A 19,165-nucleotide genomic window follows, 5' to 3' on the forward strand; every position below is an offset into this window, starting at 1 on the left:
CCCCCCGCGGGTTTCTGGCGGAGCGTCATGCCGTGTCCGTCAGCAGATGTCCGTTGCGACGGGCGCGGATGAAAGTCTGCCCCAGCGCCACCAGCAGCACCGCACCGATCATGAGGCTGGCGATGGCGTTCGTCTCCGGTGTCACGCCATGGCGGGCGATGGTGCCCCAGATGTAGATCGGCAGCGTCACGCTGCCCGGGCCGCTGGTGAAGAAACTGATCACGAAGTCGTCCAGCGACAACGTGAATGCCAGCAGAAATCCTGCGATCAGGGCCGGTTTGAGTACCGGCAGCCAGAATGCATAGACGCTCTTCCAGGGCGAGGCGTAGAGGTCGGCTGCGGCATGTACAAGATTGCGGTCGAGGCCGACAAGGCGGGCGTAGACGACCAGGGCGACGTAGGGAATCTGGAAGCTCACATGCGCGATGCCCATGGTGACCAGGCCGGCGCGTGGCCAGCCGATGAGCTGGTGCAGGTAGTTGAAGAACACCATCTGCGAGATGCCGTAGATGACGTCGGGCATCACGATGGGCAGGTAGACGATCAGCGCCAGCACGGCAAAGCCGCGTCCGCGGTAGCGGTGCAGGCCTACCGCGAGCAGGGCTCCGATCACCGTGCCGAGTATGGCCGAGCCCAGGCCCAGCTCGACCGAGAGGTACAGCGCGTGCAGCATGCCGCCCTGTTCCCACACGCGTTCGTACCAGGCGAAAGTGAAACCGGTCAGGTGCACAGCGGCGGCTTCGGGCTCGAACGAGAAGGCGACCACGACGAACAGCGGCAGCCAGAGGAAGGCTAGCGTGGCGATCGCGACCGACTGCGAAATACGGATAACGAGGGAGGTGCGCTTCACAGCAGGTTCGCCTCCCCCGCGTTGAGGCGTCGAGCCATGCGCCGGAACAGGATCAGACCGAGGAAGGTGAACAGCAACATCACCAGGGTCAGAGCGGCGCTGAACGGCCAGTTGGGCATCGAGCTGAACTGTTGTGCGATCAGGTTGCCGAGCATCACGGAGCGGTCGCCTCCGAGCAGCTTCGGCACGATGTAGGCGCCGAACGAGGGGATCGCCACCAGGATGATGCCGGCGAGCAGGCCGGGGACGGTCTGCGGGAACACGCCGTGCCAGAATACCCGCCAGCCGTTGGCGTAGAGGTCGCGTGCGGCATCCACCAGGCGCCAGTCGAGTTTTTCCACCGAGGCGTAGAGCGGTAGCACCATGTAGGGCAGGTAGTTGTAGATCAGGCCCATGGAGACTGCGAAGCTGCTGGGATACAGGCCCATGTGCTGCGGCAGCAGGCCAAGCGTCACCGCCAGATGCGATAGCGGTGTGCCGGGCGCGAGAATCTGCATCCAAGCGTAGGCGCGTACCACCTGATTGGTCCACGAGGGGATGATTACCAGCATCAGCAGGCCGGCGCGCCGGCGCTCCGGAGCCCGGGCGATGAGAAAGGCCAGGGGATAGGCAAGCGCTATGGTGGCGAACGTGGCGTACAGCGCCTGCAGCAGGGAGCGGCCGATGACCTCGATGTTGCCCGGGCTCCAGCCGAGGAAGCTGTAACCGGCGACCTGGGAAAAGGCAGCCGTGGTGAACGGCAGGGTCGGTTGGCCATAGGGACTGTTGCTCATGAAAGCGAGTACGCCCATGAGCAATCCTGGCAGGAACAGGAACAAGGTGATCCAGGTTACGCCGGGGCCGATGGAGGCGGCCAGTCCCGCAGTCTTGCGTGCGAGCGGATTCATGCGTCAGCGCCCCTCGGGTCGGTCATTCGGCGGCGAGCTGGACAACGTCGCTGGGGTGCACCTGAGCCAGTACCCGCTCCCCCTCTTCGGGAAGCGGCCGACCGTGACCCTCGTGGGCGACGATCGCGCTCATGCTCTGACCCGCGATGTCGAGCGTGTAGCGGATGCTGGAGCCGAGGTAGATGCGTTCGCGCACCGTTGCGTCGAAGTGGTTGTACTCGGGGCGTGGTTCGGGCTCGAGCTTCAGCCGTTCCGGGCGAATCATGAGTTGCGCACCGACGGCACCCTCGGAGGTCAGCAGGAGACTGCCGACGGGGGTTTCGACCTTGCGGCCGTCCGCGGACAGCACTTTCAGGCAATTGGAGAGCCCGAGGAAGTCGGCGACATAGGGCGTACGCGGCGTCTCGTAGAGTTCGGCCGGCGCGCCGATCTGCTCGACGCGGCCCTCGTGCATGACCGCGATGCGGTCCGAGAGGGTCAGCGCCTCATGCTGATCGTGGGTGACGAGGATGAAGGTGGTGCCGAGGCGGCGCTGCGTGCGCTTGAGTTCGAGCTGAAGATCACCGCGCAGTTTCGCGTCCAGGGCGGAAAGTGGCTCGTCGAGCAGTAGGATGTCCGGCTCGTTGACCAGGGCGCGAGCCAGGGCTACGCGCTGCTGTTGTCCGCCGGAGAGTTGTTCGGCGCGCCGTTCGGCGAGCGCGGCGATGTGCATGAATTCGAGCATTTCGGCCACGCGGCGCTGTCGTTCGGCCTTGTTCACTCGGAGCATGCGCAGGCCGAAGCCGACATTGTCCGCGACGTTGAGGTGCGGGAACAGTGCGTAGGACTGGAAAACGGTGTTGACCCGCCGGGTGTGGGCCGGCTCATGGGTCACTTCGCGATCGCCGATGTTGATATGCCCTGAATCCGGTTGTTCCAGGCCGGCGACGATTCGCAGCAGAGTGGTCTTGCCGCAGCCGGATGGTCCGAGAAGTGTGAAGAATTCGCCTGCCTGAACGTCGAGGTCGACCCCTCGCAAAGCAGGTTGGTCGCCGTAGCTCTTGGTGATGCCGACAATCTCTAGACCTACTCGCTGCACTGGTCAGCCCCCTTCTAGACCGCGGTACATGCCGTTGCAGGCAGTCGGAACAGCCGAGGTCAGACAGTCTTGGTTCGGGCAAAGTTCCCGGTTTCTTGCATCAATGATGTCTGACTTGCCGGTGGGCGCTTCGATGCGTCGGTTTGTAGGGGAGAACCGCATGATCCCTCCTGATGGGTATTGTGATTTTCGAGGGCAGTGGTGACGGTGGCGTGTATATTTTTTTAAACATAGCAGCAGATTTTTTCATATACAAGAAATATGTGATTCTTATAAAAATACGAATAATTTATATTGTTTACAACTGGTTATGTTGTTGCGTCCGGTATGGTGAGGTCTCTTGAGGTGTTTTTATGATGTTTGAATATTAAACATCATCGATGTTGCTGTAGAGAGGTCAGGGGAATACGTGCCGTGTATGCGGGCCTCGCTTTCCAATAATGCTAGGCGGTGTGCCGGGTTCGGCGAAGATGTTAGGGAGGCCGGTTTCGTCAGCTGAGGATCCGCTCGAAAACCTGCGCCGGGAATTGGCCGAATTCGCATGGGAACGTGACTGGGATTAGTTCCACGCGCCGAGGAACCTGGTCATGGTATCTCTCGGTGGCAGTCGCCGAACTGGTCGAGCACTTTCAGTGGATGGCTCCGGAAGAAAGTCGTGCGCTGAGCAGCAAAAAGCGCGCCGGTGTCAAGGAGGAACTGGCCGAGGTATTTCTGCATCTGGCAAGTATCGCGGATAAGCTGGATGTCGGTCTTTGGGATGTCGTTCGGCACAAGATTTTAATAAATAAAGAAAAATATTCTTCCGAGCGGCTCAAGTGCAAGTCGCTCAAGTACGACGAATACGAGGACAGACGATCATTTGGTGCGGCCTGTGAGTGGTCGCGCCAAGGAACCGCGCGTTGGTTTTGACGCACTCATATCGGGCATGTTTTGGGGTTTCGCTTCGATGCAGTGCCATGCCATTGCCATTGCCATTGCCATTGCCATCTGGTTCACGCAGCCCGACCCTCTCCCGAAGGCAGAGAAACGGTGCTGGCGACCGGCGTCGTTTTCGTTCCTTGCTTTACCGCAGCGTGATGGATTGAAAACTAAAAATGGTAAGTCACTAACATTTTTATGTTGAATGTTCTTTGTGAATCATTATATGTTCGGCACACATCAGCGGACGGGAATCCTGTCGAGGGATATCGATGAGCGGTGATTGGACCGAAGCGATTGCGCAGCATGCGGAGGGATTTACCCGTCTGGAGAAGCGGGTTGCGGCCTATCTGATGGCCAATCCCGATGTCCTGCTGGTCGATACCAGCGCCTCGATTGCCGAGCGCGTGGGTGTAAGTCCCATGACGGTTACGCGCTTTTTCAAGAAGCTCGGTTTCGAGAGCGCGGCGGCGGCCAAGCGCAAGGCCAAGCGGCAGGCGTTCGGTCCGGATGCGGTACGCATCGGCAGTCGCTACGCCCAGTTCCGGGAATCCAAGTCGCCGATAGATGCCGATACGCTGCTTCAGATCGGCACGGCGGCTATCAGGCGTGCCTGCGACATGCGTTCTCAGCCCGTGTGGCGCGAGATCGTCGATCACGTGGCACATGCCGATAGCGTGTATGTGACCGGCTTCCAGACCATGAGCTATCTGGCGCGCGGTTTGTCGATGCGCCTCGGCTACGTGCGTCCCAACGTGCACGAACTCGACGGTAGCGATGGCGTATACGCCAAGCTGCTTGCCGACCCTGCGTCGGCGCGCACTCTCATCCTTATCGACATCTTCCGGTACGGACGCAACGGCCCCGTGCTGGCCAAGGCGGCGCGCGAGCGCGGTGCGGACGTGATCGTGTTCTGCGACGAGTTCTGCGATTGGGCCGCCGGCATTACCCCTTACGTGGTCGCCTTGCCGTCGACCACCACGTTGTTCTTCAGATCCGATACGGCAATTCATTTCAGCTTGTCATTACTAGAACAGGACGTCATCGATGCGTACGGCGAAAACGTGCGCAGGCAGATGGAACTGCTTTCCGAGGCGCAGGAGTTGTTCGGTCAATACACGAAGTGAGGTCCGGCGGTTTTCGTCATGGCCGGAGCACACTGGCAACCGAAGAATCACGAAAGGAGCAGGGCAATGAATAGATACACATCGGCAATAACTGGCGTCGTGTGCCTGGCGCTGGGAGCGTTGGCCAGCGCGCCGTCGTTTGCCGCCACGCCGGCCAACGTGCTGGTGATCGGCAAGGCGGCCGATCCGCAGACGCTGGATCCGGACGTCACCATGGACAACAACGACTGGACCATCACCTATCCCGCCTACCAGCGCCTGGTGCGCTACAAGACGGTGGACGGCAAGGGCACCACCAGCGTCGTCGGCGAACTGGCCAAGTCGTGGAAGGTCTCCGCGGACAAGCTGACCTGGACGTTCAAGCTCAAGTCCGGCAACGCCTTTGCGGACGGTTCGCCGGTTGACGCCACGGCAGTGAAGTTTTCCTTCGATCGCCTGCTCAAGCTGGGCAAGGGCCCGTCCGAGCCGTTTCAGGATCTGACCTCGGTGACGGTGGTCGGTCCGCACACCGTGCAGTTCCACCTCAAGGAGCCGTTCGCGCCGTTTCTCTACACCCTGGCCAATGACGGCGCGGCGATCATCGATCCCAAGGTGATGTCACACCAGCGCAACGGCGATATGGCGCAGGGCTGGTTGTCCGAACACACTGCCGGCAGCGGAGCCTACCAACTGGTGAGCTGGCAGAAGGGGCAGAGTCTGATCATGGAGCCGAATCCGCACTATCACGGGCCCAAACCACACTTTTCCCGGGTCATCGTGAAGATCGTGCCGGACGCTTCCGCGCGCCGCCTGCAGCTCGTGCGCGGCGATCTGGATATCGCCGAGGGACTGCCGATCGATCAGCTCAGGGCACTGAAGAAGGACGGCAACGCGGGTGTCGTGGTGCGCGAGTATCCGAGCCTGAAGGTAACCTACCTCTACCTCAACAACAAAAAGGCGCCGCTGAACAACGTTGACGTGCGTCGCGCGATCATCGATGCAGTGGATGTCAAAGGCATCATCAACGGCATTCTCTATGGTGAAGCGAAACCGTTGAACGGCCCGATCCCGGAGGGTATGTGGGGCTATGACTCCACCATCAAACCGGTTCCGCGCGATGTCGCCAAGGCCAAGGCGCTGCTCAAGAAGGCCGGCGTCGATCACCTGAATCTGAGCTTCGATTTCTCCGCGGCCGACTCCAACTGGCCGATCATCGCGCTGGCGGTACAGTCCAACCTGGCGGACGCGGGCATCAAGGTGAAGCTGGAGAAATTCGCCAACGCAACCTATCGCGATCGTCTCGGCAAGGGTGATTTCGACATCGCCATCGGCAACTGGAGCCCGGACTTCGCCGATCCCTACATGTTCATGAACTACTGGTTCGATTCCTCCAACGGCGGGCTCGCGGGCAACCGCTCGTTCTACTCGAACCCCGAGGTGGACAAGCTGGTACGCGAGGCGGCGGTGGCTGCGACACAGGCCGAGCGCATGAAGCTCTACCAGAAGGCGCAGAAGATCGTCGTCAAGGATGCCGCATACGTGTATCTGTTCCAGAAGAATTCGCAGATTGCGATGCGCAAGGACGTGAAGGGCTTCGTCTTCAATCCGATGCTCGAGCAGATCTACAACATCGGCAGCATGTCGAAGTAGAGCTTGGGGCTATCTTCATCCGGACGGGAGGCGGGCTACCGCCTCCCGTGCTCCCTGCACCGGGCTCTGTGTCCGGGATAACTTCTTGCCAGCGGGACAGTCATGGCATTCCTGAATATCGTTCGACGGCGCCTGGGCTTCCTCGTGCTTGTGGTGTTCGGCGTCTCGGTCGTCACCTTCGTGATCTCGCATATGATCCCGGGTGATCCGGCGCGTCTCATCGCCGGGCCACACGCTTCCAATGCGGTGGTCGCCAACATTCGCCACCAGCTCGGCCTGGATCTGCCGCTGTGGCAGCAGTATCTACACTATGCGAACGACCTGTTGCACGGCAACCTGGGCGTGTCGATCCGCACCGGTCGTCCCGTCGCGCAGGACATCGCGACCTTCTTGCCCGCTACGCTGGAACTCGTCGTCGTGGCGTTGCTGTTTGCCGTGCTTGCCGGCGTGCCGCTGGGCGTGGCCTCCGCGGTGTGGCGCGACCGCCCCATCGACCACGTTTCCCGCGCACTGGCCGTCACCGGCATTTCCGCGCCGGCGTTCTGGCTCGGTCTCATTCTCATCGCGGTGTTCTACGGCCAGCTCGGCTGGTTTCCCGGAGGCGGGCGTATCAGTTCGATCCTGGTGCCGCCTCCGCGGATCACCGGTTTCTATCTCGTCGACTCGCTGCTCGAGGGCAACTGGGCTGATTTCGTCAGCAGTGCGCGGCACATCGCGTTGCCGGCGATCACGCTGGGTTTCGTGAATATCGGCATCATCGCGCGGCAGATTCGCTCGGCCATGCTCGACCAGCTGCAGGAGGACTACGTACGCACGGCGCGCGCGAGCGGCCTGTCGCGTGCGCGCGTCATCCTCGGTCATGCGCTGCCCAACGCGCTGATTCCTTCGGTCACCGTTCTGGGGCTCACCTTCGGCGACCTGCTCTACGGTGCGGTGCTCACCGAAACGATTTTCGCCTGGCCCGGCATGGGCGACTATGTCGTCGCCTCGATCCAGGCGCTCGACTTCCCGGCGGTCATGGGCTTTACCATCGTGGTGTCCTTCGCCTACGTGCTGGTCAATCTAGCGGTCGATCTGGCCTATCTGGCGCTCGACCCGCGCATCACGGAGGTGGGCTGATGGCCGCCGTCGAATCGCTGTCAAACCCCCGTGCGCGCCTGCGTCTCGACTGGGGCTACCTGGCCTACCGTCTGCGGCGCAGCCCGTTGACCGTGGTCGGTCTATTGATGATCGTCGGCGTGCTGCTCGCGGTGTTCATCGTGCCTCTGTTCCTCAGTATCAATCCGGACAAGATCGACCTGGCCGCACGCCTGGCGGCACCTTCCTGGCAGCATTGGTTCGGCACCGACGAGGTCGGGCGCGATATCTTTACGCGCGTGCTCTACGGCGGGCGCATTTCGATCGGCGTCGGGTTTTTCGTGGTTTTCGTTTCGGCAGGATCGGGCGTGATCATCGGCGCCCTGGCCGGCGTCATCGGCCGCTGGGTGGATACGGTGGTGATGCGGATCATGGACGTGATCATGTCCGTGCCCTCGCTGGTGCTGACGCTGGCGCTGGCCGCCGCACTCGGCCCGAGTCTGTGGAACGCCATGCTGGCGATCGCGCTGGTGCGCATCCCGGCCTACGTACGCCTGGTGCGCGGGCAGACCCTGACGCTGCGTGAAAGCGGCTATGTGAAGGCCGCGCGCGTATTCGGCGCCAACCCTTGGCAGCTGATGCGTTGGCACATCGCCGCCAACGCGTTGCCGCCGATCATCGTGCAGGCGACGCTGGACGTCGGTAACGCCATCCTGATGGCCTCGGCGCTGAGCTTCATCGGACTCGGAGCGCAGCCGCCGACCGCTGAGTGGGGCGCGATGGTGGCCACCGGGCGCAACTACATTCTGGACCAGTGGTGGTATTCGGGCTTCCCCGGCGCAGCGATTTTGTTCACTGCTGTGGCGTTCAACTTCCTCGGCGATGGTCTGCGCGACCTCATCGATCCGAAACAGAAGGTGCGCTGAAGATGACAGTTATGGGCCGAACGGCGGAGGTGGCAGACGAGGCGCTGCTGGACATCCGCGAGCTGAGTATCGAATTTCCCGTCTACGGCGGTGCGGTGCGTGCACTGGACGGCGTCAGCCTGGAAGTGAGGCGTGGCGAAATCGTTGGCGTGGTCGGCGAATCCGGCTGCGGCAAGTCGGTCACCTCGCTGCTGGCGCTGGGCTTGCTGCCCAGGGATGGTTTCCGTGTGCGCGCCGGCGCGATCGGTCTGCTCGGTACCGATGTCCTGACGGCATCCGAGCGCGAACTGGGCGAGCTGCGCGGCAGCCGTGCTGCGATGATCTTCCAGGAGCCGCTGACCGCGCTCAACCCGACGCGCCGCGTCGGCGCGCAGATGATCGAGGTGATCCGTCGCCATCAGCCGCTCGGTAAGGCCGCCGCACGCGATCTGGCGGTCCGTGCCCTGGGCGAGATGCGCATCGCGGACGCCGCCGAGGTGATGCGGTGCTATCCGTTCGAGCTGTCCGGTGGCATGCGCCAGCGCGTGCTGATTGCACTGGCTTTCTCGGGCGACCCCGCGATCCTGATTGCCGACGAGCCGACCACTGCGCTCGATGTGACGGTACAGCGCCAGGTGCTTACGCTGCTGCGCGAACGCGCACGCCGCTCGCATACGGCCGTCATGCTCATCACGCACGATATGGGCGTGGTGTCGCAGTACACCGACCGCGTCTACGTCATGTACGCCGGGCGGGTCGTCGAGGCGGGGAGCACGCGGGATGTGTTGTCCGCGCCGGCGCATCCCTACACGCGCGCGCTGCTCAACGGCTTGCCCGAGGGCGCGCCGCCCAAGGCGCCGCTGCGCGCCATACCGGGCAGCGTGCCCGATCTGCGTGCGCCGCCGGCGGGCTGTGCCTTTGCGCCGCGCTGCGAGCATGCGGCCGCGCGCTGTGGTGAACGCCCGCCTATGTTCACGCGGACGGGCGCCGCAGGGCACACGGCCGCCTGCTGGCTTGAACACATGGAGGGGAAGTCCGTATGAGTGCTTTGGACGCAGTGCCTTTGGTCGTCGAGGATCTGCAGGTACGTTTTCCGGTCGGCCGCGACTGGCTGGGGCGGCCGAAGTCGTACGCTCACGCGCTGAACGGCGTCGGCCTGACGGTGCGCCGCGGCGAGACGCTGGGCGTGGTCGGCGAGTCCGGCTGCGGCAAGAGTACGTTGGCGCAGGTGCTGACGGGGCTGGTGCGGCCCAGCGCCGGAGCGGTGCGCGTCGCCAGCGGCGCATCCGGCGATGTTCGCCCCGTGCAGATCGTGTTCCAGGATCCCAATTCGTCGCTCGATCCGCGCATGCGCGTGTGGCGCGTGATTACCGAGCCGGTGTTCCTGCATCGCCGGTCCGGCCGTGCCACGCTGCGCGAACTGGCCGCGCGGCTGGCGGAGCAGGTCGGTCTGCGCGCGGAGCACATAGATCGCTATGCGCACGAGTTCTCCGGCGGCCAGCGCCAGCGCATTGCCATCGCCCGTGCGCTGGCGTCAGATCCCGAGGTGATCATCCTCGACGAGCCGACGTCGGCGTTGGACGTCTCCGTGCAGGCGCAGATCCTCAATCTGCTGCTCGAGTTGCAGCGCAGCCGTGGTCTGACCTACGTGTTCATTTCGCACGACGTTTCGGTGATCCGGCACATGGCGGACCGAGTGGCCGTGATGTATCTGGGGCAGATCGTCGAACTCGGCGCTGCGGAAGAAGTGCTTGGGGCGCCGCGCCACCCCTACACTCGGCTGTTGCTCGAATCGGTGCCGCAGGTTGGTGAGCCGGCTGCGGCACAAACGCCGGCGGATACCACTGAATTGCCCTCGAATCGCAGCTTGCCGGCCGGGTGCTTTTTCCGCGAGCGTTGCCCGCGAGCCACCGACGGCTGTGAGAGACCGCAGCTGTTGAATAGACTTCAAGACTTGCCCGTGGCGCACGAGGTCAGATGCCATCGTGTCGCCGGAGCCGCCTGATCCCTTAACGGTGTTCTCCCTGTGGGGCACGCCGTTTTTCCCGTTATTCGGAGAGTTCTGTTTTGTTGGAAATCAATCACCCCTCTATCGACATTGATCTACGCTATGCGACGCCGGACAACATCACCGGGCGACCGATCTACGCTCGTGCGGTCGCGTTGCTGCACCCCGATGCCCATGCAGCGCTGCTGCGCGCCGCCAATCTGGCCGAGGGCCAGGGTTTGTGCCTGCGGATCTACGACGCGTATCGTCCGAGTGCTGCACAGCAGCGTTTGTGGGAGGCTCTGGCGAACCCGGTGTTCGTTGCCGACCCTTCGCGCGGCTCCACGCATAGCCGCGGCGTCGCCGTCGACCTGACCTTGACGGATGCGACAGGCGAGCCGCTGGAAATGGGGACCGGTTTCGACGCCATGGTGCCTCAGTCCTATCATGCGCGCACGGACATTCCCGTAGAGGCCCAGCGCAACCGCGCCGTGCTGCTCGGAATCATGACCGCCGCCGGTTGGGCGCACGAGCCGCATGAATGGTGGCACTACAATCTGCCTGACCCGCTGCGCTACCCGCTGCTCGACGATGTTGCAACGGTGGCGCGTTTGATGGGCGACTGAAGGGCGTCCGCTGTGACTCATTGCCGGGAGCGTTCCATCCATGGTCTCTGTCGATCCGTTGGAAAACCTGCGCCGGGAACTTGCCGAGTTCGCCCGCGAGCGAGACTGGGATCAGTTTCATGCGCCCAAGAATCTGGTCATGGCGTTGTCAGTGGAGGTCGCTGAGCTGGTCGAACATTTCCAATGGTTAACGCCGGAGGAGAGCCGCACGCTGGCAGGCAGGAAACGCGCCGGCGTCGAGGAGGAACTGGCCGACGTGCTGCTGTACCTGGTGCGCATCGCGGATCAGCTGGATGTCGATCTTTGGGCGGCGGCACGCCGCAAGATTCTGATCAACAAGGAGAAATATCCGGTCGATCGGGTCCGCGGCAAGGCGTTGAAATACGACGAATACGAGGACTGAAGTGCGCTGCGGGGCGAATCCCCGCGTTCTTGCGATTTGGCGCTATGCAATTGCCCCCGAATGGTGCGCTAAGCACCGAAACATGGCGCGAATCGACTACTCAAGAAAGTCGGCGGACACCCGATACAAGTGCTGGCCGGTGCCCGATGCGCCGGCTTGAATTTTGCTTTGTGAACCGCTGCTGCGGGACACCGCGGCTTGTCCTGAGAAATCCTATAACGCCAAGGAACTATGCATGCTTGCGTTCTTGTCGACGATCAAGGGGCGGTTGGCGCTGGCTTCCCTGTTGACCGCCGTGCTTGCCCTGTCCGCCATCGCCACGACCATGTTTATGAGCAACAAGATCAAGGTCGAGTTCGGAGTCCAGTCTCAGCACGTTTTGCCCCTGAGCGCCGCAGTCAGCACGATGACCATCGTGGGTCTGGATGGAGGGAGCCAGTTGCGCATGCAGGTGATGGCGTATGACCTGAATGCGGGCAAGGCGGCTGCCCTCGAACGCCTGTTCGCCGAGTTCGATTCCACCTTGGCCAAGGCACGGAAACTGGCGCGGGGCGAACCCTCGGTGGAGAAGAAACTGGGAGTGATTACGCAGGAATGGCAACCGGTCGCCGCGCTTCGCGGGGAAATTCTCAAGGCCATGCTGGACGGCAACTACACCGGCGCCATCGGCATACTGCCGAAGGAGAATGCGGCGTGGCTGAAACTGCGTGCCGCGCTGCACGACCTGAATACCTTGCTGGAGAAGCAACGCCAGAGCCGTGCGGCGGAAATCACGCAAACGATCAACCATACGTGGGTGCTGAGCACGGCGCTGCTGCTGAGCGCCGTGGTCTTCGGCGGCGGTTTCCTGTTGCTGACCATCGTTGGGACGGTGTCGCGCATCGGGACTCTGCTCAAGATGATGGAAAACGTCGGAGCCGGCGACGCGGATCTCTCGCAACGCCTCGAAGTGAAGGGGCGCGACGAGATGGATCGCATCGCGTTGGCGTTCAATCGTTTCGTCGAACGCATCCATGAGGTGATTACCCAGGTCGCCCATTCCGCGACCCAGGTGTCGGCGTCATCGGGCGAGATGTCCGTCTCCTCCGAGCAGATCAAGTCCGGCGCACAGCAGCAGCGTGTGGAAACCGAGCAGGTGGCCGCAGCGATCAACGAAATGAGCGCGACGGCGCAGGAGGTGGCACGCAATATCGAACAGACCAGCAGTCTTGCCAGCAAGGCCGCGCAGAATGGCCAGGCCAGCGCCCAGCGTGCTGGATCCGCGGTGGCCGTGATGGAACAGCTGGAAAGTGAACTGGCGCGTTCCAGCCAGACCGTCGGCGATCTCAGCCGGGGCGTGGTCGACATCGGCGGGATCGTCAATCTGATCAATCAGATCGCCGAGCAGACCAATCTGCTGGCGCTGAATGCCGCAATCGAGGCGGCACGCGCCGGCGAGCACGGACGCGGCTTCGCCGTGGTGGCCGAAGAGGTCAGGTCGCTGGCGCAGAAGACCCAGGAGGCAACAGGCAAGATACGCGACATGATCGAGCGGGTGGGCCACACCGCGGAAAGTGCCGTGGAGACGATGGACGCGACGCAGGCGCGTTCGAAAGCCGCGGGCCAGGAGGTTGGTCTGGTGGCCGAGGCGCTGGGAGAGGTCGTCGAGATGGTGCACGACATCGCCGACCGTGCGGCGCAGATCGCCACGGCGGCGGAGCAGCAGTCCGCGGTGGCCGAGGAGATCAACCGCAACGTCAGCAATATCCGCCATGCGACCGAGGGAACGGTCGGCGCGATCGAACAATCGACCGAGGCGGCGAACGATCTGGCGGGATTGTCTTTCGAGTTACGGCATCTGGTCGGCCGCTTCCGAGGCATTTGAGGGTAAATGCGCTCCGTCATCGGGGGCTGATGATGAGTGTCTCGGCAGCGTTCTGCCGTCTCTCAGTGTCGACGGAACGTCGCCGGTCCGGGCTGATAATAACAAGTTGTAAGGGGGGTAACGCATGAGTGATTCGGCGCTGTATGCCGCGTGTCGGCGGTATATGCCGTTGGTGACGCGCTACGACAAGACGCTGCACGCCTTGGGCGAGTGGTGGCAGAAAGTCACCCTGATCGGGAAGATCAACAGCCGTGCGGTGGGGGCGACCCTGATAGAGGATATGCAGGATACGCGGCGGCGCTTCGAGACGCTGCAGGATCGGCTGATCGCCAATCTGATCAAGGAAAACGTCCGCAAACTGGAGCTTGAATTTAGCGCCCGCGCCCAGGTTGCGATAGATATCCTCGTTCGCAATCTGTTCGAACGTACCGCCGACGTCGGCTTTCTCGCGACCGATGGCGATATTCGCACGTTCCTGGGCGAAGCAGAGTCGTCTCCGGAGTCGGTGCGGGCCATCGTCGGACGGCTGCGAGAGTACACCGCCAAATACAGCGTCTACGATGAAATCGTTCTACTCGATCCGCAGGGGCGGGTGCGTGCGCATCTGGACGCTGATAATCCGATCGAGCACTGCCGTGATCCGCTTATCCTCGAGACGCTGAGCAGTCGGGCGGCTTACGTCGAAACATTTCGCCCTTCCGACCTGCAGCCGAGGCGTCGCGCCGCGCACGTCTTTTCTGCGCCCGTCACCAGCGGCGACGGATCGGGCGCGAGGGTGCTCGGCGTATTGTGTTTGTGCTTTCGCTTCGACGATGAGATGCGCAGCGTGTTCGCCAATCTGGCGCGCCCTGGTGAGACGCTCGCGATTCTGGACGCCGAAGGGCAGGTGCTCGCCAGCAGCGACCCGGAGGTATTGCCCACGCAGTTCCGTGTGCACGGACAAGGGCGCGAGGACCTCGGTTTGATGCAGCATCGCGGCGAGCAGTATGTGGCGCGCACGCAGACCACGCGGGGCTACCAGGGGTATCGCGGCCTCGATTGGCAGGGCCATGTCATGCGTAGGGTGGCTTCGGCTTTCGCAGGCTCGGGTGAGGACGAACCCGCTGCAGGAGAGGGCGGATTGCAGGCGGCGGAAGCGTTCTCGGACGAGTTGCGAGGGATCAGTCATGATGCAGTGCGCGTGACCGACGACCTCACTCTGGTGGTGCTCAACGGACAGATCGTTTCCGCCAAGCGCGATGCAGCGGAGTTTGGTCCTGTGCTGGAGGAAATCCGCGACATCGGGCGACGCACCAGCGGCGTGTTCGAGGCCTCGATCTCCGATCTCTACAGCACGGTGGTGGCTTCGCTGCTCAGCGAAGTGCAGTTTCAGGCCTTCCAGGCCGTTGACATCATGGACCGCAATCTGTACGAGCGAGCTAACGACGTGCGCTGGTGGGCGCTGACGTCGAGTTTTTGCGAGATTCTCGCCCAGCCGGAGCGTAGTGCGGCGGATGACGCGGCGTTGGGCGATGTGCTCGCCTACATCAACAGTCTTTACACGGTCTACAGCAATCTGTTCGTGTTCGATACCCGCGGTACGATCGTGGCCGTATCCGACGCGCGGCAGCGCGAATGGCTGGGGCAGACCGTGCCTGACGAGAGTATCGTGCGTACCGCTCTCGCGGTGCATGAGTCGCAGCGCTACGCCGTGTCCCCGTTTGTGGCCACGCCGTTCTACGACGAGCGCCATACCTACATTTACCTCACGTCGATACGTGCGCCCGGCGCTGCCGGGCGCGTGGTGGGCGGCATCGGTATCGTGTTCGATTCCGCACCGCAGTTCGCCGCGATGCTGGACGACACGCTGCCGCGCGATGACGACGGCGCGGTACTGAAGGGTGCGTTCGGCGTTTTCGTAGATCGCGGCGGGCGCATCATCGCCAGCAGCTGCGCCGATCTCGATGTCGGTTCCACGCTACGGCTCGAAGCCGATCTGTTCACGCTGAAGAACGGCGCACGGACTTCGGCATTACTGGTGTATGACGGCGCCCGCTACGCGGTCGGCGCAGCCGTGTCGCAGGGCTATCGCGAATACAAGACCACGGGTGACTATCAGAACGACATCCTGGCGCTGGTCTTCGTGCCGCTTTAGGCGATTGATTTGTGCAGGCGAATTGGGCATGCCGCTCGATGTGATGGCAGATGAAGGGCTTACGCCGGTCTTGCGCTGCTCAGGCGTAGCGCCGGCGTAAGCGATGGCATGCTGCAATGATTACGACGTCTCTAGAGAAATCCAGCGTCGCTGTTCGTGCGAGCGCAGCACGGCGTCGATGATGCGATCGATCTCCCAGCCGGCGCGGAAATCGGGCCACAGTGGCCGTGCGCCAGAGATGCCGTCGACGAGGTCGCGTGCTTCCACGATTTTCATGTCGTTGTAGCCCAGGCCGTGGCCGGGCGCGGGGCTGAACGCGGCATAGTCGGGGTGCTGAGGGCCGAGCAGCAGGGTCTTGAAGCCCTGGCGGCCGGCAGGCTCCTTGGCCACATAGAGCTTGAGTTCGCTCATGCGTTCCTGGTCGAAGTAGAGGCTGCCCTGGGTGCCGGTGATTTCGTAGGTCAGTCCCATCTTGCGGCCGGTGGCGACGCGGCTGACCTCGAGCGTGCCGATCGCGCCGTTCGCGAATCGCGCCATGAAATGCGCTTGATCCTCGTTCTCCACCGGAGCCCATTCCTCCATGGCGCCAGGAAGAGGCCGCTCTGAGATGACGGTCTGGATGTCACCGCAGACCTCCGTGATGGGGCCGACCAGATACTGTGCCATGCTGATGACGTGGCAAAGGTCGCCGAGCGCGCCCGAGCCGGCGTAATTCCGTTGCAGCCGCCAGGTGTAGGGCGTCAGCGGATCGCAGAGGTAGTCCTCGACGTGGGTACCGCGGAAGTGCACGATTTTGCCGATCTCGCCGTTGCCGATGATTTCCTTGGCAAGTGCGGTGGCCGGGTTCTTCACGTAGTTGAAACCGACCAGCGTCTTAACGCCCCGCTCCTCGGCGGCTTCGGTCATTTCAAGAGAGTCCCGAGGATTCAAGGACAGGGGTTTCTCGCAGTACACGTGTTTGCCGGCGGCGATGGCGGTCAGCGCTATTTCCTTGTGCATGTGGTTGGGTGTGCAGATGTCGACGACGTCGATGTCGGGATCGCTCGCAAGTTCCTTTCAGTCGGCTGTCCAACGCCTGTAGCCCAGGCTGCCGGCCGCGTGCCGAGCCATTTCCTCGGTGGCGTCGGCGACCATTTCGCATACCACTTTTCTTGTCGTGGGGAATACGACGGGCAGCGCATGAAAAGCGATTGCGTGGGTCTTGCCCATGAAACCGCTGCCGATCAGGCCGATTTTCAGTGAGTCCATTTCAACCACCCCCGGTTTGTTGCGCAGACATGCGATGCTCACCGAGACGGCGGTGCGGTTTCGATGAGCGGTTACCCATGAGCTTAGCTTCCATTCCGCAATGCCGAAGTATTCACAGCGACGCGAGGAGACGTAGTTGGAAAAAACCCATTAACACCGACTAATCTCCCCCTCAGATTGCTTGCTGCATGAAGCCTGTAGTGACAGCCGTTCACTGGGTGAAACGCAGACAGTCAATAACGATGAGCGTCTGAGGGCATAGAGCAGCTATCATCCTATAGGTGTGCCGGTGGGCTATGACTGTTATTACCTTCATCTCATGACTGGCCCGACGCGCCCGTGGTTGTCCCGCGGCGTGCGCAGTGACGACTGAACCATATTCATCCCATTGATAGGGCGGGCCGTTCGCGGTCCTCAGGAGAGCGATACATGAGCGTGACCGAAAGCGCCGTTCAGGCGGGGGGGCTGCAGACGATCCATCACTACATCAACGGCCGAGCGGTCGAAGACACCGGCGCGCGTCGCGCCCCGGTATACAACCCTGCGACCGGCGAACACAGCGCCGAGGTGGCGCTGGCCTCCGCTGTGCAGACGCGCGCGGCGATCGACGCCGCCGAGGCGGCGCTGCCGGGCTGGGCGGGGACCACGCCGCTGCGCCGCGCCCGCGTGATGTTCCGCTTCAAGCAACTGCTGGAAGACAACCTCGACCGGGTGGCCGAGTGCGTCACCCGCGAGCACGGCAAGGTGTTATCCGACGCCAGGGGCGAAGTCGTGCGCGGTCTCGAGGTCGTCGAGTTCGCCTGCGGCATACCGCACCTGCTCAAGGGCGAACAGTCGCTGAATGTCGGCACCGGCGTCGACTCCTGGTCGATGCACCAGCCGGTGGGCGTGTGCGCGGGTATCACGCCGTTCAACTTCCCGGCGATGGTACCCATGTGGATGTTCCCGGTGGCCATCGCCTGCGGCAACACCTTCGTGCTGAAGCCCTCGGAGAAGGATCCGTCCACGCCGCTGCTGCTGGCCAGCTACTGACCGAAGCCGGTCTGCCCGACGGCGTGTTCAACGTGCTCAACGGCGACAAGGAAGCCGTCGACACGCTGCTCGAGGACGATCGCGTACGCGCCATCAGCTTCGTCGGCTCCACCCCGATCGCCGAATACATCTACAGCCACGGCGCGGCCAACGGCAAGCGCGTGCAGGCGCTCGGCGGAGCGAAGAACCACATGGTGGTGATGCCCGACGCCGACATGGAACTGACCGTGAGTTCGCTGATCGGCGCCGCCTACGGCTCGGCCGGCGAACGCTGCATGGCGGTCTCGGTGGCCGTACCAGTGGGTGAGGAAACTGCCGACCGGCTGGTCGCCGCGCTCAAGGAGCGGCTGGCCACGCTGCGCGTGGGCAACGGACTGGACCGCGATCCCGAGCCCGACATGGGCCCGCTGGTCACCCGCGCGCATCTGGACAAGGTACGCGGCTACGTCGATCTGGGCGTCGAGGAAGGCGCCGAACTGGTGGTCGACGGGCGTGGCCTGCAGGTGCCCGGCCATGCCGAGGGATACTACCTGGGCGGCTGCCTGTTCGACCGCGTGACCCCGGACATGCGCATCTACCAGGAAGAGATCTTCGGGCCCGTCTTGTCTGTGGTGCGTGCCGCTGACTTCGACACTGCGGTGCAACTGATCAACGACCACGAGTTCGGCAACGGTACGGCGATCTTCACCCGCGACGGGGATGCCGCGCGCACCTTTGCCGAGCGCATCAAGGCCGGCATGGTGGGCATCAACGTGCCGATCCCGGTGCCGATGGCCTTCCACAGCTTCGGTGGCTGGAAGCGCTCGCGCTTCGGTGTGCTGCACGCGCACGGCCCCGAGGCCGTGCGCTTCTACACCGAACTCAAGACCGTGACCCAGCGCTGGCCCAAGGGCGTACGCGAGGAGAACCATTTCGCCATGCCAACGCATTGAGCTGCCTGTGGCGATAGTGGATAGTGCGGTTGCGGCAGGCGTCCCCGGAGACGGACTGGTGGCGCAACTTCAGGGGGCACTTGGCGGTTCATGCGAACCGCAGTCGTCACAATTTCGGCACAGCCCGACAAGACTCGGGGCGAAGTAGCTGGTGAACCATAAGACGTCAGGAAATGAATACCATAACGTGTCATTACGATCTTTCGGGATGGCTCGCGGTATCCGTACGAACTTATATTTTACTATTCGTGGTTAGAATTTGATCAGCCATCCCATCGCGGCATAACTTGGCCCATAAGACGATAGAAGCGGTCGCTGTGGTTGTGCTCCGCCAGATGGCATAACTCATGGAGCAATACGTAATCGATACACTCACGAGGAGCTTTCACCAAGTGGGGGTTCATCGTGAGAGTGCCTCGAGGTGAGCAACTCCCCCACTGAGTCTTCATCGCCAGTAGGCGTATATGG

At 62.7% G+C, this 19,165-nt stretch carries 19 protein-coding genes and 1 pseudogene; 13 read left to right on the plus strand and 7 right to left on the minus strand.

Annotated elements, in window-relative coordinates; genetic code table 11:
* Positions 1–25: 25 nt before the first annotated feature.
* From P8014_RS01575 to P8014_RS01585, 3 genes are read right to left on the minus strand one after another with little or no spacing between them, the layout of a single operon-like run.
* Complete coding sequence (locus P8014_RS01575; RefSeq protein ID WP_337815553.1) at positions 26–850, minus strand: ABC transporter permease; 825 nt, start codon at positions 848–850, stop codon at positions 26–28.
* Entirely contained in the window at positions 847–1,737 is an 891-nt protein-coding gene (locus tag P8014_RS01580; protein WP_337815554.1) for an ABC transporter permease, read from the minus strand. Before P8014_RS01580 ends, P8014_RS01575 begins: the two co-directional genes overlap by 4 nt.
* Before the next feature lie 22 nt (positions 1,738–1,759).
* Entirely contained in the window at positions 1,760–2,815 is a 1,056-nt protein-coding gene (locus tag P8014_RS01585; RefSeq protein WP_337815555.1) for an ABC transporter ATP-binding protein, read from the minus strand.
* Positions 2,816–3,415: 600 nt separating this feature from the next.
* Here P8014_RS01585 and P8014_RS01590 point away from each other — a divergent pair.
* The 11 genes from P8014_RS01590 (at position 3,416) to P8014_RS01640 (ending at position 15,485) form a co-directional block, all read left to right on the plus strand.
* Positions 3,416–3,724: a MazG-like family protein gene (locus tag P8014_RS01590; protein ID WP_337815556.1), complete on the plus strand. Its 309-nt coding sequence runs from the start codon at positions 3,416–3,418 to the stop codon at positions 3,722–3,724.
* 281 nt (positions 3,725–4,005) lie between these two features.
* Positions 4,006–4,860: a MurR/RpiR family transcriptional regulator gene (locus P8014_RS01595; protein ID WP_337815557.1), complete on the plus strand. Its 855-nt coding sequence runs from the start codon at positions 4,006–4,008 to the stop codon at positions 4,858–4,860.
* 66 nt (positions 4,861–4,926) lie between these two features.
* Positions 4,927–6,489, plus strand: a complete 1,563-nt coding sequence (locus tag P8014_RS01600; RefSeq protein ID WP_337815558.1) for an ABC transporter substrate-binding protein — start codon at positions 4,927–4,929, stop codon at positions 6,487–6,489.
* 102 nt (positions 6,490–6,591) lie between these two features.
* Positions 6,592–7,608 carry an ABC transporter permease gene (locus tag P8014_RS01605; RefSeq protein WP_337815559.1) on the plus strand — a complete coding sequence of 339 codons (1,017 nt, stop codon included), beginning with the start codon at positions 6,592–6,594 and terminating at the stop codon, positions 7,606–7,608.
* Complete coding sequence (gene ddpC / locus P8014_RS01610) at positions 7,608–8,492, plus strand: D,D-dipeptide ABC transporter permease (RefSeq protein WP_337815560.1); 885 nt, start codon at positions 7,608–7,610, stop codon at positions 8,490–8,492. Before P8014_RS01605 ends, ddpC begins: the two co-directional genes overlap by 1 nt.
* 11 nt (positions 8,493–8,503) lie before the next feature.
* The gene (locus P8014_RS01615) at positions 8,504–9,514 is read left to right on the plus strand and encodes an ABC transporter ATP-binding protein (protein ID WP_337815561.1); all 1,011 of its coding nucleotides are present in this window, start codon (positions 8,504–8,506) and stop codon (positions 9,512–9,514) included.
* Entirely contained in the window at positions 9,511–10,476 is a 966-nt protein-coding gene (locus tag P8014_RS01620) for an ABC transporter ATP-binding protein (RefSeq protein WP_337815562.1), read from the plus strand. The genes P8014_RS01615 and P8014_RS01620 overlap by 4 nt, the downstream gene beginning before the upstream one ends.
* Positions 10,477–10,538: 62 nt before the next feature.
* Entirely contained in the window at positions 10,539–11,084 is a 546-nt protein-coding gene (gene ddpX / locus P8014_RS01625; protein ID WP_337815563.1) for a D-alanyl-D-alanine dipeptidase, read from the plus strand.
* A 40-nt stretch (positions 11,085–11,124) separates the two neighbouring features.
* Positions 11,125–11,487: a nucleotide pyrophosphohydrolase gene (locus P8014_RS01630; RefSeq protein WP_337815564.1), complete on the plus strand. Its 363-nt coding sequence runs from the start codon at positions 11,125–11,127 to the stop codon at positions 11,485–11,487.
* 235 nt (positions 11,488–11,722) lie between these two features.
* On the plus strand, positions 11,723–13,351 hold the full coding sequence (locus P8014_RS01635) for a methyl-accepting chemotaxis protein (RefSeq protein WP_337815565.1): 1,629 nt from the start codon (positions 11,723–11,725) through the stop codon (positions 13,349–13,351).
* Between the two features lie 124 nt (positions 13,352–13,475).
* Positions 13,476–15,485 carry a hypothetical protein gene (locus P8014_RS01640; RefSeq protein ID WP_337815566.1) on the plus strand — a complete coding sequence of 670 codons (2,010 nt, stop codon included), beginning with the start codon at positions 13,476–13,478 and terminating at the stop codon, positions 15,483–15,485.
* Between the two features lie 120 nt (positions 15,486–15,605).
* Here P8014_RS01640 and P8014_RS01645 read toward each other — a convergent pair whose 3' ends face one another.
* The 3 genes and pseudogenes from P8014_RS01645 to P8014_RS01655 form a co-directional block, all read right to left on the minus strand.
* On the minus strand, positions 15,606–16,337 hold the full coding sequence (locus P8014_RS01645) for a Gfo/Idh/MocA family oxidoreductase (protein WP_337815573.1): 732 nt from the start codon (positions 16,335–16,337) through the stop codon (positions 15,606–15,608).
* Positions 16,338–16,355: 18 nt separating this feature from the next.
* Positions 16,356–16,526: pseudogene (locus tag P8014_RS01650) on the minus strand (Gfo/Idh/MocA family oxidoreductase); the annotation flags it as partial.
* 15 nt (positions 16,527–16,541) lie between these two features.
* On the minus strand, positions 16,542–16,733 hold the full coding sequence (locus tag P8014_RS01655; protein WP_337815567.1) for a hypothetical protein: 192 nt from the start codon (positions 16,731–16,733) through the stop codon (positions 16,542–16,544).
* A gap of 429 nt (positions 16,734–17,162) precedes the next feature.
* Between P8014_RS01655 and P8014_RS01660 the strand changes: the two genes are divergently transcribed.
* Both P8014_RS01660 and P8014_RS01665 read left to right on the plus strand, forming a co-directional pair.
* The gene (locus P8014_RS01660) at positions 17,163–17,765 is read left to right on the plus strand and encodes an aldehyde dehydrogenase family protein (RefSeq protein WP_337815568.1); all 603 of its coding nucleotides are present in this window, start codon (positions 17,163–17,165) and stop codon (positions 17,763–17,765) included.
* On the plus strand, positions 17,669–18,697 hold the full coding sequence (locus P8014_RS01665; protein WP_337815569.1) for an aldehyde dehydrogenase family protein: 1,029 nt from the start codon (positions 17,669–17,671) through the stop codon (positions 18,695–18,697). The genes P8014_RS01660 and P8014_RS01665 overlap by 97 nt, the downstream gene beginning before the upstream one ends.
* A gap of 263 nt (positions 18,698–18,960) precedes the next feature.
* Here the strand turns inward: P8014_RS01665 and P8014_RS01670 are convergent, their stop codons facing one another.
* On the minus strand, positions 18,961–19,161 hold the full coding sequence (locus P8014_RS01670; protein WP_337815574.1) for a M48 family metallopeptidase: 201 nt from the start codon (positions 19,159–19,161) through the stop codon (positions 18,961–18,963).
* Positions 19,162–19,165: the final 4 nt, after the last annotated feature.

This window comes from Acidihalobacter sp. (genome assembly GCF_037381185.1).
Classification (GTDB): Bacteria; Pseudomonadota; Gammaproteobacteria; order DSM-5130; family Acidihalobacteraceae; genus Acidihalobacter_A.

Bases quoted from the DNA above. Each gene is read 5' to 3' on its own strand.
- P8014_RS01640 (WP_337815566.1), top strand. From the start codon at position 13,476: ATGAGTGATTCGGCGCTGTATGCCGCGTGTCGGCGGTATATGCCGTTG.
- P8014_RS01615 (WP_337815561.1), top strand. From the start codon at position 8,504: ATGGGCCGAACGGCGGAGGTGGCAGACGAGGCGCTGCTGGACATCCGC.
- P8014_RS01580 (WP_337815554.1), bottom strand. From the start codon at position 1,737: ATGAATCCGCTCGCACGCAAGACTGCGGGACTGGCCGCCTCCATCGGC.
- P8014_RS01655 (WP_337815567.1), bottom strand. From the start codon at position 16,733: ATGGACTCACTGAAAATCGGCCTGATCGGCAGCGGTTTCATGGGCAAG.
- P8014_RS01635 (WP_337815565.1), top strand. From the start codon at position 11,723: ATGCTTGCGTTCTTGTCGACGATCAAGGGGCGGTTGGCGCTGGCTTCC.
- P8014_RS01620 (WP_337815562.1), top strand. From the start codon at position 9,511: ATGAGTGCTTTGGACGCAGTGCCTTTGGTCGTCGAGGATCTGCAGGTA.
- P8014_RS01605 (WP_337815559.1), top strand. From the start codon at position 6,592: ATGGCATTCCTGAATATCGTTCGACGGCGCCTGGGCTTCCTCGTGCTT.
- P8014_RS01595 (WP_337815557.1), top strand. From the start codon at position 4,006: ATGAGCGGTGATTGGACCGAAGCGATTGCGCAGCATGCGGAGGGATTT.
- ddpC (WP_337815560.1), top strand. From the start codon at position 7,608: ATGGCCGCCGTCGAATCGCTGTCAAACCCCCGTGCGCGCCTGCGTCTC.
- P8014_RS01600 (WP_337815558.1), top strand. From the start codon at position 4,927: ATGAATAGATACACATCGGCAATAACTGGCGTCGTGTGCCTGGCGCTG.
- P8014_RS01630 (WP_337815564.1), top strand. From the start codon at position 11,125: ATGGTCTCTGTCGATCCGTTGGAAAACCTGCGCCGGGAACTTGCCGAG.
- P8014_RS01660 (WP_337815568.1), top strand. From the start codon at position 17,163: ATGAGCGTGACCGAAAGCGCCGTTCAGGCGGGGGGGCTGCAGACGATC.